We start from the raw sequence: 15952 nt of genomic DNA, 5'->3' as shown, positions 1-15952 counted from the left end.
CTGGGCCCTCTGTCACGATTTTATCGATAAAACCTACATAAAGCGCCCGTGCCAGCTCTCCGATGCGGGTACTTCCCAATGCGATAGATATTCCTCCTTGTTGGCGACCAGATTATTAAAAACAATGGTGTTTTTGGAGACCGCCTTTTGTCTCGCCATCTTTTTGAAATCGGCCAAGGGCTTATACGCTATATAATCTCCTTGTTTATAGGAAACATTCATTTTATCAAGGAGATTCATCTTATATTTTTTTTCGAGTGCCTGTATGAAATGGACAGAAGCATCTATGGAGCAACCCGAGGCGCCAGCGTGTTCCTGATCGAGTCCTATGGTGATAAAACGCTTGTACTTCAGGTCATAGCCCGCCTTAAGTTCACTGCCATGGGCCGTCCATGCTTCTATAAACTGGTCCAATTCCTGTTTAAGTTCTTGTAATTCTTCCTCGGAAAAACTTCGACTGGCCTGATAGATCCAGACACGTGAGGTATTTGGTAAGCTTTTGAAATCCACTAACATTTGTATAGGTTTACGGGGTATTGTTCATAAATCGTTTCACCCTTCAACGGGTTGTTCTGCCCACTTTTTTTAGGCGGGGCCTGTGAGGACCCAATTGTGGTCCTTACGCCTTTACAAAACTACAAATCTTCGGCCTGCGCCAAGAGTTCGGCAATATCCATTACGGCCACAGCGGCTTCTTTTTCCTTGTTTTTAACGCCATCGGTCATCATGGTATTGCAGAATGGGCAAGCGGCTGCAATAACTTCGGGACGGGTCTCCAAAGCCTGTTCTGTGCGTTCTACATTAATGTCCTTGTCCCCCTTTTCGGGCTCTTTGAACATTTGGGCTCCACCGGCCCCGCAGCACAAACCTTTCTTCCTGCAATTTTTCATCTCGACCAATTCGGCATCGAGTTTTTTGATCAGTTCCCTGGGCGCTTCGTAAATGTCGTTGGCCCTACCCAAATAACAGGGGTCGTGGTAGGTAATACGTTTTCCTTTAAAGCGTCCACCTTCCAAACGTATCCTTCCATCGGCTACCAGCTGCTTCAGGAACTGGGTGTGGTGTACCACTTCATAGTTGCCTCCCAGGCCCGGATATTCATTTTTGATGGTATTGAAGCAATGTGGGCAGGCCGTGACCACTTTTTTGACGGCATAGGCGTTCATCACCTCAATGTTGGTAACCGCTTGCATCTGAAAAAGGAATTCATTCCCGGCACGCTTGGCGGGATCCCCGCTACAGCTCTCTTCCGTTCCCAAGACAGCAAAACTTACCTTGGCCCGATGCAACAGTTTTACAAAGGCTTTGGTAATCTTCTTTGCCCTATCGTCAAAACTTCCCGCACAGCCTACCCAAAACAGTACTTCGGGTTGTTGGCCAGCTGCAAAAAGTTCGGCCATTGTAGGCACCTTTAGTTCACTACTCATATACCACTTTCTTTATCCTATGATTCGTTTGTCCAGTTAAGCCTATCCATTTGATTGAATGGCCACGGAGCACCGTTGTTCTCTATATTGCCCATCATATTATTAAGGTCCGAAGGAGCTGCGGACTGTTCCATGACCAGGTACTGACGCATATCCATGATGATCGACAACGGATCTATACTTATGGGACAAGCCTCTACGCAAGCGTTGCACGACGTGCAGGCCCAAAGTTCCTCATGGCTGATATAATCCCCCAACAACTGCTTGCCATCTGCAACAAACGTACCCTTGTTCAATCTTATGTTTTTTTCCACTTCCTCCAGCCTATCGCGGGTATCCATCATTATTTTTCTGGGCGATAGCTTTTTTCCGGTTTGGTTGGCCGGACATTCACTGGTACAACGGCCACACTCCGTGCAGGTATAGGCATTGAGCAGCTGCACCCAACTGAGGTCCATCACATCCGAAGCACCAAACTTGTCCGGTACCGGAGCATCCTCGGCCGGTGCTGCAAAAGGATCTGCAGAGGGGTCCATCATCAACTTTACCTCTTTGGTAACGGCCTCCAAGTTCCTGAATTGGCCCTTGGGCCTCAGATTTCCGTAATAGGTATTGGGAAAAGCCAATAAAATATGAAGGTGCTTGGAGTAATACAGGTAATTTAAGAAGAACAATATGCCCATGATATGCAACCACCAAGCGCTGCGTTCCACAAGGATCAGATCGCCAATGGACATCCCCTGGAACAAGGGCGCCAAAAACTGGCTTACGGGAAAGGAGCCTGCCTGTACGTAATGTGCCGCCCCTTTCAGCTGAAGTTGGTAATCCGCGGCGTTCATCACCAGGAAAAGACCCATCAATATCAGTTCAAAATAAAGAATAAGATTGGCATCCCTTTTTGGCCAGCCTTTCATTTCCGGTTTTATAAAGCGCTGCAGGCGAATAATGTTCCTGCGTACCCAAAAGGCAAGGATACCAACAATGACCAGTACGGCCAATATTTCGAAAGCCGCTATGAGCACATCGTACAGGACTCCTAAGGGTGAAAAAACCCTGTGGGTACCCAAAATACCATCGATAATGATTTCCAAAACCTCAATGTTGATAATGATGAACCCCAAATACACGATGATGTGCAGGATTCCGGCTATGGGCCGCACTACCATTTTGGTCTGGCCCAGTGCAATCCGGGCCATGTTTTTCCATCGCAGGGGTTTATTATCGCTTAGGTCAATGTCCTTACCCAATTTAATACTCTTGCTTAGCCGTTTCACATTCCTGGCAAAAAAGCCGATACCAGCTATAAGCACTATTCCGAATAAAATATTGGGAAGGTATTCCATCTACTGCTTTTCGGTTTTTTCCGCGGGATCATTGTCCGGGAGGGTATATTCTTTTTGTTTCTTGCCAAACACGGATACGTTCACATATCGCTTGGGATTTAAGCGGAAATCCTGCAGCAATAGGTCCAACTCCTTTGAGGCATTGGAAAGATTGTTGTACAGCGCCTCGTCCTTGACCAATTTTCCCAAGGAACCTTCCCCCTCGTCAATTTTTGCAAGCACCTTGTTAAGATTCCCAATGGTAGTTTCCAGATTTTTCACGGTACCCGCCAGTCCGGCATTGGCTAGGGAATCGGAAAGTTTTGAAAAATTCCCTGTGATATGGTTTATATTGGTAATGGAACTGTCCAATTGCCCTTTGTTTTCGGCCAACAGGTTGTTCAACGTATTGGCGCTACCCTGAAAACTTCTGATCAGCTGATTGAGTCCGGCGATACTCTGTCTCAGATTCAGTTTGGTGTTGTCATCCAGTATTTCATTAAAATTGACCAGCAGCGAATCGGCATCGGAAACGGCGCCTTCGATCTTTAACTGTAACGGAGCCAGGTTTTGCTGCACCAATTCGGTCAAACCGGGTTTGGAGGTGGTGGCCAGCGTATCCCCTGATTTTACCATCGGAGCTCCATCAAAGACGGGCTGTATCTGGATGCCCTTTCCTCCTATTATCCCCGTATCGTACAACTGGGCCTTACTATTCCTTGAAAACTCAAAACTGTTGTTCACGGAAAAGGTGACCAACAAATTTCCCGCGGTATCCTTAAATTGGATACTCTGCACCTTCCCGACCGCAAAGCCGTTGATCGAAACTTGGGTGCCCGGTTGCAGTCCCCCCACATGGTCATAGACCGCGTAAAGGATTTTACTGTCATCAAAAAGTGGGGCCGATTTTAAATAGCTAAAGCCTAAGATAAACAGGAAGATACCACCCAAAACGATAATCCCTGTTTTAATTTCCCGAGATAGTTTCAAAAAGATCAGTTTACGGTTCCAAACAAAATTAGAAATAATTTTGAGAAGAGGGCCATTATTGGGAAACGTATTTTAGCGCTTCGGGCATAGGGATGCGCTTACCGTCTTTATACGCAACGATGTATGAAGAAGTATACCCTTTTGCATCGGCGTTGGACTTCAATAGTTTTGCCTCAAAATGGGTGCTGACATTGCCGTACATGTATCGGAAAAGGTTTTTGTACGGTTCTTTGGACAGTCTATTCAGACCATGGAAATCTTCGGCCCTTAACGGTAAATCTTTGGAACTGGCCAATATTTGCACCTTAAAAATGATATCATGCATCTTTTCTGCCGGCGCCTGTTTCCCGTTGGTGGCCATCTCGGTAACTTCCTTTTTTTCTTCGGGAATACCAGCCTCCTCCTTTGGCGGTTTTATGGCCTCCACGGCTAGGGCGACCTCCTTTTTAGGCAGGTCCTTGATCTCCTTGGCCTCCATTTCATCCTTGGCAACCGTCTTTTCCGTTACCGTTTGCGCGACCTGCTCCTCCTTTGTGGGCGTGGGATCCTCCTTTACGGGATCGGGTTCTTCCTGGTTTGAGACAATCTCGGCAGGGTTTGGGATATCGACCACTTTTATGTTTTCCTTGTAGTTTAGAATAGCTTCGGCAATGGCCCTGCCCATTTCTGACTGTCCGGTCCTGGAGTTAAGGTAGCTTCCCTCTGATTTGTTGGTCAAAAAGCCCGTCTCTATGAGCACACTGGGCATAAAGGTTTGATGAAGCACGATAAATCCTGCCTGTTTCACCTTTCTATTGTTCCGTTTTAACTTCTTGGAAAAATTATCCTGCATTAATTTCGCCAGCAGGATGCTCTGATCCAAAAACTCCTCTTGCATAATGGTAAGGCCGATGACCGATTCAGGAGAATTGATATCATATTCGGCATAGCGGGATTCGTAATTGTCCTCCAGATAGATTACTGAATTTTCCTTTTTGGCAATCTCAAAGTTCTGTTTGTTGGCATGTAGTCCCAATACAAAGGTACCAGCCCCATGGGCATCGGAGGTATGCGAATCGCAATGTACGGACACAAAAAGATCGGCATTGGCCTTATTGGCAATCTCCCCCCTCACGTACAAGTCCACAAAGGTGTCGTCCTTGCGCGTATAGATTACCTCTACTCCGGGGTTCTTGGATAAGATTTCGCCCACTTTGAGGACAATGTTCAAGGCGATGTTTTTTTCCAGGTACCCGTTTCCCAAATTTCCAGGATCGTGCCCCCCGTGGCCCGCATCGAGAACAACGATGAATTTATCCGAATCCCGATTTTCGGCATCATTGTCGACGAAAGATGTCAACAACCACATGAGCAACAAAAAGGGAATAAAAAAAATCTGCTTCATTTTCATGTCAACCAAGGTGTTTTGATGCTTTTATTATGGTTAAATTTATTGTAATACGCTACAGGCGGAATAAAAAATATATGTAAGTTTGGTCCCAAAAACTAGGCCAAACCTTTACAAAAATAGGATATAAAGCTTTGCAATCAAACAAACATTATCTACTTTTCCTATTGCTGCTCTTGTTTGGCACCCTTTTCATATTTGCTCAAGAAGATCCCATTAAGCCCCTCCCTATTAAAGCGGTGAACGATAGCATCGTAGCACCACTACTCCCTCCGGATATCATCAGGGATAGCACTGCGGTAGACTCCACAGAGGTAGATTCCTTGAACGCAAAGCAACCTTTATTGCTCGATAAAATAAAATACAAGGCCAAGGATTACGTGAAATTGAGCCAGAAAGACCAAAAGATATATTTGTACAACGAGGCCGAGATCTATTACCAAGATACAGAACTAAAGGCCGGGGTCATTGTAATGGACTACATCAACAATGAGGTATATGCGGGGCGTATTAGGGACTCTTTGGGCAATTATACACAAATCCCGTATTTTAAGCAAGGTACCAACGAGGTCTACCCCGATTCCATCCGTTTTAACTTTGATACCCAAAAAGCGCTCATCTGGAATTCCAGGACAGAGCAGCAGGCGGGCCTGGGCCAATTGGGCAGTGATGCCATGAAGGTATATGCGAAAATCACAAAAAAAGAGAACGATTCGGTCTATTTCCTAAATGAGGGCAAACTTACTACCTCAAAGGATACGGTTGACCCGGACTACTATATCCGGGTAAAAAAGGCAAAATTTGTTCCCAAAAAGAAGGTCATCGCCGGGTTCAGCAATTTGTATATCGTGGATGTTCCCACACCCATTGCCTTGCCCTTTGCCTATTTCCCTTTGACCACAGGGCGCACCGCAGGGCTTATATTCCCTACTTTTGGTAACGACCCCGATCGCGGCTATTTTCTGCAGAACGGTGGCTATTATTTTCCGTTCAGCGACTATGCCGATCTCTCGGTGCTGGGGGATTTTTACACGAACGGTAGTTATGGTTTTCGCGGGGAAAGTGTCTATGCAAAACGTTATAAGTTTAGAGGAAGGGTATATTTCAGTTTTGAAAACATCATTAACAGCCAAAAAGGTTTTGATGATTTTAGTCGTACCACCAGTTACCAAATACAGATAAGCCATACACAGGATCAGAAGTCCAATCCCAATTCCAGGCTTTCCGCCTCGGTCAATTTGGGAAGTAGCAACGTTTTCAGAAATTCGCTCCTACAGCAAAATTTGCCCAATACACAGATCAACAACCTATCATCTTCGATCTCTTATTCCAAGACATTCCCGTCCTATCCATCGGTAAATTTGAGCCTAACCGCTACACATAATCAGAACACCAATACAGAAATCATAAATCTCACCCTGCCTACCCTGCAGGCCAGTATGGAGCGGATCTATCCCTTTGCCAAAAGGGACGGAATAAAAAAGGGAGTAGTTCAGAATATCAATTTTCAATATGATGTCAATGCCCAAAACAGTATACAGACCAACGACGATGACTTTTTCACCGCAAAGATGTTCGATGATGCGCGGGTTGGTGCAAGACATCGCATCCCTTTCAATACGAACTTTAAATTGGCCAAGTACTTCAGCGTGAGTTTGGGAGGGTCTTATGAGGATGTTTGGACACTGGAGACCATTGACCAGAGTTTGGACCCTAACACCTTAACAGTGGTTAGGGATACCATTAGCGGATTTGACCGCTTTAATCAATACAACTTTAGCGCCAGTGTGGGAACCACGCTCTATGGAACCTTCAATTTTGGGGAGGACAAAAAATTTCAGGCGCTACGCCATGTAATGCGGCCCAGTGTCAGCTACGGCTACGCGCCCTCTTTTGAGCAATTTTATGACGAATACTTGGATGCAAGCGGTAATTCCGTGCAGTTTACTAGGTTTCAGGGCGGGATATACGGTGTCCCTAGGCTTGGTAAATCCAATTCGCTGAGTTTCTCCCTGGCCAACACCCTGGAAGCCAAAGTGCGCGACCGCGATTCTACGGCTACTGAGCCCAAAAAAATATCGATCTTGAACAGCTTTAATTTATCCTCGGGCTATAACTTCGAGGCCGATTCCTTGCGGATCAGTCCGGTGAGCATCACCGGTGGAACCGTTTTGTTCGACAACAAAATGAACATTAATTTCGGGGCCAGCCTAGATCCCTATGCCATTGACAACAACGGCAGGCGCATCAATACCTTTAATATCGACAATGGGGGAAGCCTCTTTAGACTTACTACTGCGCGATTAAACGTGGGCTATTCCCTAAGCAGCGAATTGTTCAACAAGCAAAAGGGGAAGAAGGATGAGGAAGAAATACAGGACGAGTACTCGGCTACCAGTGGGGGCCGAACGGACGATCTTTTTGGACGGGCGACCAATTTTAACGATAGTAGAAACTTCCGAACCAGAAAGGATGATGACGGGCAGGTCGAAAATCCGGTCTATGGTACCAAAATCCCATGGGACCTGAGGTTGCAGTACGCGGTTACCTATAGCAACTCCAACAGACAAAATGAATTTACCAACCATTCCCTGATGTTTTCGGGAAATGTTACCCTATCCCCCCGTTGGGAAGTGGGGGTCTCCTCCGGTTACGATTTTAGGAACAAGGGGTTTACCCTTACCCAACTTCGCTTTGCGCGCGACCTCAAAAGTTTTAGGCTCAACTTTGATTGGACGCCTTTTGGAAACTTTGAGCGATGGTATTTCTTTATTGGCATAAAGAGCTCCATTCTCAGTGACCTAAAATGGGAAAATAGGAGTCAGCCCATACGTTAGTAGGTATTTTTAAGTTTAATTTTATTCGCTAAACCCAATATCAATGAAAAAAATTATCACCACCCCGAACGCTCCGGCGCCCATAGGACCTTATAACCAGGCCGTACTAAGCGGCAACACCCTTTATATTTCCGGTCAGACGCCAATAGATCCCGCCACGGGAGAATTGGTAAAGGATAATATAAAATTAGAGACCAAACAGTGCATGGAAAATTTGAAGGCTATCCTTCTGGCGGCCGGCATGAGCTTTGAACATGTAGTTAAAACTTCCATTTTTGTAAAGGACATGCATCAGTTTGCAGCGGTGAACGAGGTCTATGGCGCTTATTTTAATAGCGATACCGCACCAGCAAGGGAAACCGTAGAAGTGGCCAATTTACCTATGTTCGTACATGTGGAAATTTCCATGATCGCGGTAAAGGACGAATAATATAGGGGTTCCCGATCCGATCTAAACGTTCCCCTTGTGAAATTCCATAAGGCCTTCTATGGGTCTTTGCCGGATTACCCCGAGTATTAGGTCGTTCCTTTCGATTACGGCCGTGAGTTCTTCCCTGAGATAATGGGCTATACTGCCTACAAAATTGATAGGTACCTTGGTGGCCAGTTCAAACTGCATGATGTTGTTGTTCACAAACTGCTGAAACCCCTTGTCTATTACACCCTTGCAGTAAGGATGGTCTTTGTTTTCCACAATAAATCTGGCAAAAGTGGCCAAATAGGTATTGGGGTTCGGCTGCTTGTACAGATTTTCCTTAATGACATCGGGACCTAGATCATACTCGCTGGCAAACTTTAAGGCCAGCGTCTGGGGCATTTTGTGGAAGTAGTAATCGCGTAGCAGCTTTCTACCAAAAAAATTACCGCTGCCGTCATCCATAAGAATATATCCCAATGCGGTCACTTTTTGAAAAAGCTGATGTCCGTCGTAATAACTACAGTTGGATCCTGTACCCAAAATGCATACAATGCCCTGATGACCGATTTTGGTTGTGGCGAACACCGCTGCATAGGTGTCTTCCTTTACCTCACATACCGCCTTGGGGAAGAAGTTTTTAAAAATATCCTTCAAGAACTGCTTCATCCTATCCGTACCACAGCCCGCACCGTAGAAATGCACGTGTGTTACCTCCATTTTGTTCTCGGAAAGTTCAAAATTATTGGCCAAGCGATCTTCTATGACCTCACGGGTCAGCACTTCCGGACTTAATCCCAGGGTACGGGTAAGGAATAGCTGATTTCCCTGGTCATCCAGGGCGATCCAATCCGACTTTGTGGCACCACTATCAACGATTAATATCATATATGCGCATTTAAAAGCGCTTCCTGAAAGGAAGAAACTCGAAAATCTCTCGCTTTCAGGAAGTTAGCTCAAGCAAAGGTTTTATAACTCGTTTACGTACTGGGCAAGGTCTACCAGTTTATTGGAATATCCTGCCTCATTATCATACCAGGATACCACCTTGAAGAACTTGGAATTCAGCTCGATCCCCGCACCGGCATCAAAAATGCTGGTCCTGGCATCGCCTATGAAATCCTGGGATACCACGGCTTCATCGGTGTATCCCAAAATACCCTTCAATTCGCCTTCCGAAGCCGATTTAATGGCCTTTTTTATGCCTTCATAGGAAGTATCTTTCTGCAAACGCACGGTTAGATCCACCACGGAAACATCGGCTGTTGGTACCCTAAGGGCCATCCCGGTAAGCTTTCCTTCCAATTCTGGGATAACTTTGGTCACTGCCTTGGCAGCACCGGTAGACGCGGGAATAATATTCAAAAGTGCACTCCTTCCTCCACGAAAGTCCTTTCTGGACGGTCCGTCCACGGTCAATTGGGTAGCGGTAGTGGCGTGTACGGTGGTCATCAAAGCCTCTTCGATGCCAAAATTGTCATTGAGCACCTTGGCCAAGGGGGCCAAGCAATTGGTGGTACAGGACGCGTTGGAAACAATGGTATCGGAAGCTTTTACCTCCTTGTGGTTTACGCCCATAACAAACATGGGAGCGTCCTTTGAGGGGGCGGAAATTACGACTTTCTTGGCGCCGCCATCAATATGGTACTGCGCTGTTTCCAAGGTGGTAAAAATACCGGTGCACTCGGCTACAATGTCCGCACCTACTTCGTCCCATTTTAGATTTTTCGGATCTCTTTCCGCCGTAATGCGAATCGTTCTTCCATCCACAATCAAATTCCCGTCCTTTACGGTTATGGTACCATCAAATTTGCCATGTACGGAGTCGTATTCCAATAAATATGCAAGATGCTCCACATCCAAAAGATCGTTGATCGCCACGACATCTACGTCATCCCTTTTCAGGGTAGACCTGAAAACCAATCGTCCTATTCTTCCAAATCCGTTAATTCCTATTTTTAAGCTTGACATTTTTCTTTGTTTTAGTTTTAAAATTAAGTGGTCATTATATCGGATACCCTAATGAGTTCCTTATCAATTTTCGTATGCCCTTTTATGGCCTGGGCTATCGGGGTCAGGATAATCTTATTGTCCTGTATACCCACCATCAGGTTGGTTTTTCCCTCCAACAGGGCCTCTACTGCCCTCACACCCATTCGGCTGGCCAACACCCTATCGAAACAGGAAGGTGCCCCACCACGCTGCATGTGGCCCAGAACAGAAACGCGAACGTCATAAATAGGAAGATGTTCCTCTACATATTCCTTGAGTTCAAAAACATTTTTTCCAATTTTATCGCCTTCGGCTACCACCACGATACTGGATGATTTTCCCGATTTTTTACTGCGCTTTAGCGAATCGAGCAAACGTTCCAAGCCCAGGTTCTCTTCAGGAATTAAAATTTCCTCGGCACCTGCCCCTACCCCTACATTTAGGGCAATATGGCCAACATCCCTCCCCATTACCTCCACAAAAAACAGGCGGTTATGGGAACTTGCGGTATCGCGTATCTTATCAATGGCGTCTACCACCGTGTTCAGGGCGGTATCGAAGCCAAGGGTATACGTGGTTCCGAAAATATCGTTGTCTATGGTCCCTGGAATTCCGATTACCGGGAAATCAAATTCTTTGTTGAAGGTCAATGCTCCCGTGAAGCTTCCGTCACCTCCGATGACCACAAAGGCATCCACTCCCTCTTTTTTTAGCTGCTCGTGGGCCTTTTGCCTGCCTTCCGCCGTTCTAAATTCCTCACATCTGGCCGATTTTAAAATGGTACCTCCCTTATTGATGATGTTATTAACGCTCCTGGCGTTCATGGGTTTAAAATCGCCATCGATCATACCATCATAACCCCTATAGATCGCCACGCACTCTACCTTCATATAAGCACAGGTACGCACTACGGCCCTAATGGCTGCATTCATACCCGGAGAGTCCCCACCAGAGGTAAAAACCGCTATTTTCTTTATGTTCGTCGCCATTAAAAATTTTAAGAAGGTAAAACTAGCAAACTTATTTTAATTACGTGAAGTAGGCCCACCCTATTTTAGGGTTCCTTGAAACTTCAAACGTTTTCGTTAATAATTTTTATCCTACCAGGCGAAAAAAATAACAAAAAAGGAGTGTTAAGGACGATTATTCAGCGTTTTTGGCTTCTGCGTAAATTGGATGAGACTATCCTTCCCCATAATGTTTTGAGGTTTGAGATCAGGTTCGGGGGCTTGAACTTCCGGTTTGGGTTTCTTTTTAAAAATTTTCCCCATCAACTCCTTAAAATTATTGAAGTCTACCTCGTACGAAAGTCCCACACCCTGGGTATACCCCTGTCGGTCCGCCAAAAACTGCTGTATCTCATTCTCGCGGTTAAAAATCTTGGCCCGTAAGGTACCATCCTCGTTAAGCAATACCTGAACTTCCACATCGCCGGCCACAATGGTTTCGCTTACTCCGCCAACAGGCACCCCAAACTCCCCGTTCAAAAGGATACGGTCACTTATTTGGGTAGATACGGTTACGCCGATGCGGTTCTCGGTCTGCACATCGGCACTGGGGTCCAGATACCCCTGCTCATAGGACACGCCAAGGTCAAATTTACTATTGTCTCCTGCCAAAACCTGATTCAAAAGGCCCGAAGCGGTCTGTATAAGGTTCCCGGTAACAGCTTGCTGGTTAATACCGGTGCTTTCATTGACAAAGGTACCCTGGGCCAGCAGAAAAAATGCGTTTCTTTCCTCTACCGTAGGGTCCTGTAACCGATACTCCAATTCGGATTTAATGATCGAATTGGTCCCTGGAAACTCAATGTTGAACTCAAAATTGGGCCGTTCCAGTTCCTCTGTCAGCCTTACGACCACATCGGTGGGTATACGGCCGGTAAAACCTGCGTTATCCAATAGCGGGGATGGATTCGCATTTAAGGAATATACCGCTTCCATATTCAATCGGGCCGCCAAGGGATCCCCTTCCCATAAAATGGTACCTCCAGGCCTAACGGTAAAAGTCTTGTCTATAACGCCCCCAAACCTATAGTTGTACTCTCCGGTCACCGCCACGAACTCACCGTACATATTGAACTTCCCGTTGGTGTTAATTTCGATGAGCAGGATACCCTCTCCGGTTCCCTTGAGGGAACTGCCCGTTTTCTGATCTACCACGATCTCTACTTCTGCATCTGGTGTAACGTCCAGGTCAAACACCAGTTCCAGTCCCTCATAGTCGCGCAGCACCCGCTGTTCTTCTATGGTCCTTATATCGTTCCGTTCAATAAAATTGATAAAGGAGTAATCCCCTACACTTGCAATATCGCTCAACGGTATTTTCAGGGATGTTCCCGGGGCTGTAGATCCGTCCACATTAATGGTCAAAGCGCTCGTTGGGCCAAATATCCTACCGGTACCGTTAAAAAACCCGGTACCGTAGTACAGTACCTCTTCCTCAAATTCCGTGTTCAGTATCAGAAACCTATCATTATTGGAATCCAAGTCCAGATCCAAGCGCCAGTCGCCAAAACCGGTGTGGCTTATCGTGCCATCAATATTGGCCTTGGTATCGTAGGCCACGTCCGTTAGCCCTATATTCTCAAAATAAAAGGTTTGATCAAAAAGTCGCACCCTGGAATTGGGTGCAAAAGCATAGTCCACATTTAAATACGGTATCCCCAAACCAGCATCGTTCAGGGTCAATTGGCCGCTAATATCCGGGTTTTTGATATCCCCTATGATCCTGGCGCTGCCGTTGATATATCCCCTGATATTTGTAATTACCCCCTCGCCCAAGGGACTAAAGGGCGCCATTTCAAAATCATTGAAATTGGCCAATAAGTTGGCCTTGGGATTATTGTTCTGATTGGTGATATTGCCTATGACACTTAGCTTCTCCCTGCCATTATCCGTAATTTGGGTATTCACCACAAAATCCGTTAGGTCCCGATTTCCGACAATGCCTATGGCCAAATTGCCCAGTCTTGCCTTATTGACCGAGAAATCCGTAATTGCCAAATTGGACGAGGGCAAATAGACATCGTCTTTTTGCAGGATATTCAAGGTACCGTTTACTTCACCTTGTAGCTTTAGGCTATCTATGGCCGGGGTTATCTTATCAAGGGATACTATTTTAAATTGGAGTTCCAAATCCTTATAGGTAGAATCGGCCAGTTGGCCCCTAAGTCTTATTTGTTCTTTTCTGTTATTGTTCATTACGATTTCCTCGATCGTAATGCTATCCAAGGTCTTGTTTAGGATTACCTTGTTCTTTGTGTTCCCCTCCCTATTGAGAACCCATTTGTTCCCTTTAAAACTGATATCGGACGTTTTTAGGCCAATAACAGACTTGTTCTGCTTGTTAAAGGTGTGGTAGAAGTTAAGGTTATAACTATCATCGTACTCACTCCCGCCCTGAAATTCCGTTCTAAAGAACAGTGTATCCTTAAGGGTGGTATTGATCAGGCTAAAATTCTTGACGTCATAATAAATGGTGGAAACATCTTCTACCGATACAAAGGTGTTGAACAAGGGGTTCTTGTTGTCTACCTTTACATCTATATTGTCCATTTTATTTCCGAAAGCTGCAATACTGGGGGATTTAAAGATGAGCTTAAAGTCGCCCTCATCTGCTATGATATTGCCCCTTATAAAAGTATTGGGGCCAAAAGTGACTTCAGGAAAGAACACGTCTACGATCTTGTTGTAGATATTGAAATTAAAATCGAGACGCTGCCCCTCCGATATTTCGTAAGGTTTGTAGTTGGTATAAATACTACCGACGGAATTTTGCATTAATTTACCCAGCTCCCCCACTTTGAAGTATCCTTTCATATAACCGGTTATGATATCCGGCGAGTTGATTTCTATGGTACGGCTCGAATCGGCCTCAAATTGGGATGAGATCTTAAAATCATCAAAGTAATAGGTGTCGTTCTTGTTTTGGTAATTGGTCTCGGAAAACTTAATCTCGCCCACGATATTATCCATGGTATTCCCGGTAATATCCATATTTACATGGCCCTTGAATACGGAAACACTGTCATTTATAAAATTCAACTTCTTTAGATCCGCATAATCCACCGACGCTATAAAGTTGAAATTGTTGCTATCCCCTTTGCCAAAGTCTGCCAATCCCTTAAAGTTGAATTTAAAGTTCTCGTCATTGCTAAGGAGTGAACCATCGAACAATTGTTCCTTTAGTATCCCGGACACCTTTAGGCCCTTGTAATCGTAGTTGTTGAACGTGAGATTGTACACTTCCCCGATGACCTCGGTATTCAGGTTTTCTTGCACAAAACCCCTGCCGTCCACATTAAAATCCAGGGAGGTCTTACCAAAGTTTTTATCCTGCAGGAAGTTCCCGATATCAAAATCGATAAAGGACACGAACCCCTTATAGGAAGCGTTGTCTATATCATCTATTTCCGTTAATTCCAAATCGGAATAACTACTGCCGATCGCCGTATTTATGTTCACCTTGGAAACAATGGAGGTTTCGGAAATCAACGCGTCTCCGCGAATGGTGAACCGCCCCAATCTTTGAAAGGAAGAAGGCAGGGAGTTTCCCAAAATATTGGGTAATAGGGACCGCAATTGATAATAACTGGTGGTGAGGTCCTTAATATCGGCATCCAACTCGAACGGCGCTTCCCTGCTGAAAAGATTTTTAAAGTTAAAATCCCCCCGAATCCCCGTCTGGTCCGATTGCACAAAGAGTCGTTCCATGTTCAGATCGTTCAAAACACCGTTGACATCTGAGGAAAACGACACTTCTTTTCCCTTGCCGAATTGATCGTAAAGTAAGTTGATCTCGTCCAGGGCTATGGTAGACTCGGCAAATGAAGCGGTGAGGTTCACCTTGTCTGTAAAGTTTGCAAAATCCTCCCTGTTGTAATTGAACACCAAATTGCCATTGAGGCTGGATTCGGGTGTATCTATATGCAAGGAGTCAAAACGCATCTGCTGTTTGGTATATTTAAACCCAGTGGCGAGCCGCTGTATCTTTAACCCTTCCTTACTGTGCAATGACAAGGCCTCAATTTCAGTGGTTACCTCAGGTCCCAAGATCTGAAAATCCGAAGCTTCTATATTTAATTCCTTAAAATCCAAGGTTTTAGGCTGTTCCAAATTTTCATCGATCAGTCTAAACCTGCTCTCTTCAATCGTTACATCAGAGCTGGAAAAAAAGAAAGGAGGCGTTCCCGGCGCCCTAGGTTTTCCATCATCGAGCTTGTCCACAAAGATGCCCAGATTACTGTCCGGGGCATCCTTATACGTCTTCATCTTAAAATCGAGTTTTTCGATGTCGATATCGCCAAACTCAAGCTTGCCCCGTGCCATGTTGCGCATGCTGAGAATAGAGGTAGTAAGTTCATCGATATAAATCAGCGTATCCTTTTTGTAATCCTCCACGTAGATTCCCTCCATGGAAGCGTCCAGGGTAATCAGCGAAATGCGTAACCTGTCTATATTGATATTGGTTCCAAATTCCGTATTGATGGAATCCGTCGCAAACCTGGCAAATCGAGTTTGTACAAAGGGCAAGGAAAGTACCACCGTACCCAAAACAATGATCATGAGGACGACCAAGAG

At 45.3% G+C, this 15952-nt stretch carries 11 protein-coding genes; 2 read left to right on the top strand and 9 right to left on the bottom strand.

What is annotated here, in order from left to right:
• Positions 1–33 precede the first annotated feature (33 nt).
• From ACRD67_RS20455 to ACRD67_RS20435, 5 genes are all read right to left on the bottom strand, one after another.
• Positions 34–516, bottom strand: a complete 483-nt coding sequence (locus ACRD67_RS20455; RefSeq protein WP_430969154.1) for an ABC transporter ATPase — start codon at positions 514–516, stop codon at positions 34–36.
• 119 nt (positions 517–635) lie between these two features.
• The gene (locus tag ACRD67_RS20450) at positions 636–1427 is read right to left on the bottom strand and encodes a (Fe-S)-binding protein (protein ID WP_430969153.1); all 792 of its coding nucleotides are present in this window, start codon (positions 1425–1427) and stop codon (positions 636–638) included.
• Between the two features lie 17 nt (positions 1428–1444).
• The gene (locus ACRD67_RS20445) at positions 1445–2770 is read right to left on the bottom strand and encodes a 4Fe-4S dicluster domain-containing protein (protein ID WP_430969152.1); all 1326 of its coding nucleotides are present in this window, start codon (positions 2768–2770) and stop codon (positions 1445–1447) included.
• Complete coding sequence (locus ACRD67_RS20440) at positions 2771–3739, bottom strand: MlaD family protein (RefSeq protein ID WP_430969151.1); 969 nt, start codon at positions 3737–3739, stop codon at positions 2771–2773.
• 55 nt (positions 3740–3794) lie between these two features.
• A complete protein-coding gene (locus ACRD67_RS20435; RefSeq protein ID WP_430969150.1) occupies positions 3795–5129 on the bottom strand; it encodes an N-acetylmuramoyl-L-alanine amidase family protein in 1335 nt (444 codons plus the stop codon).
• 131 nt (positions 5130–5260) lie between these two features.
• Here ACRD67_RS20435 and ACRD67_RS20430 point away from each other — a divergent pair, with 131 nt between their 5' ends.
• Positions 5261–7963, top strand: a complete 2703-nt coding sequence (locus ACRD67_RS20430) for a putative LPS assembly protein LptD (protein WP_430969149.1) — start codon at positions 5261–5263, stop codon at positions 7961–7963.
• A 43-nt stretch (positions 7964–8006) separates the two neighbouring features.
• Positions 8007–8393 carry a RidA family protein gene (locus ACRD67_RS20425; protein ID WP_430969148.1) on the top strand — a complete coding sequence of 129 codons (387 nt, stop codon included), beginning with the start codon at positions 8007–8009 and terminating at the stop codon, positions 8391–8393.
• A 21-nt stretch (positions 8394–8414) separates the two neighbouring features.
• Here the strand turns inward: ACRD67_RS20425 and ACRD67_RS20420 are convergent, their stop codons facing one another.
• From ACRD67_RS20420 to ACRD67_RS20405, 4 genes are all read right to left on the bottom strand, one after another.
• A complete protein-coding gene (locus ACRD67_RS20420; RefSeq protein ID WP_430969147.1) occupies positions 8415–9266 on the bottom strand; it encodes an N-acetylglucosamine kinase in 852 nt (283 codons plus the stop codon).
• An 81-nt stretch (positions 9267–9347) separates the two neighbouring features.
• A complete protein-coding gene (gene gap, locus ACRD67_RS20415) occupies positions 9348–10349 on the bottom strand; it encodes a type I glyceraldehyde-3-phosphate dehydrogenase (protein WP_430969146.1) in 1002 nt (333 codons plus the stop codon).
• A gap of 23 nt (positions 10350–10372) precedes the next feature.
• Complete coding sequence (pfkA, locus tag ACRD67_RS20410) at positions 10373–11359, bottom strand: 6-phosphofructokinase (protein WP_430969145.1); 987 nt, start codon at positions 11357–11359, stop codon at positions 10373–10375.
• A 144-nt stretch (positions 11360–11503) separates the two neighbouring features.
• Entirely contained in the window at positions 11504–15937 is a 4434-nt protein-coding gene (locus ACRD67_RS20405; protein ID WP_430969144.1) for a translocation/assembly module TamB domain-containing protein, read from the bottom strand.
• Between the last annotated feature and the right edge of the window lie 15 nt (positions 15938–15952).

The organism is Eudoraea algarum (assembly GCF_050589645.1).
Classification (GTDB): domain Bacteria; phylum Bacteroidota; class Bacteroidia; order Flavobacteriales; family Flavobacteriaceae; genus JBNGOQ01.
This window is presented reverse-complemented; position numbering and strand designations above follow the sequence as displayed.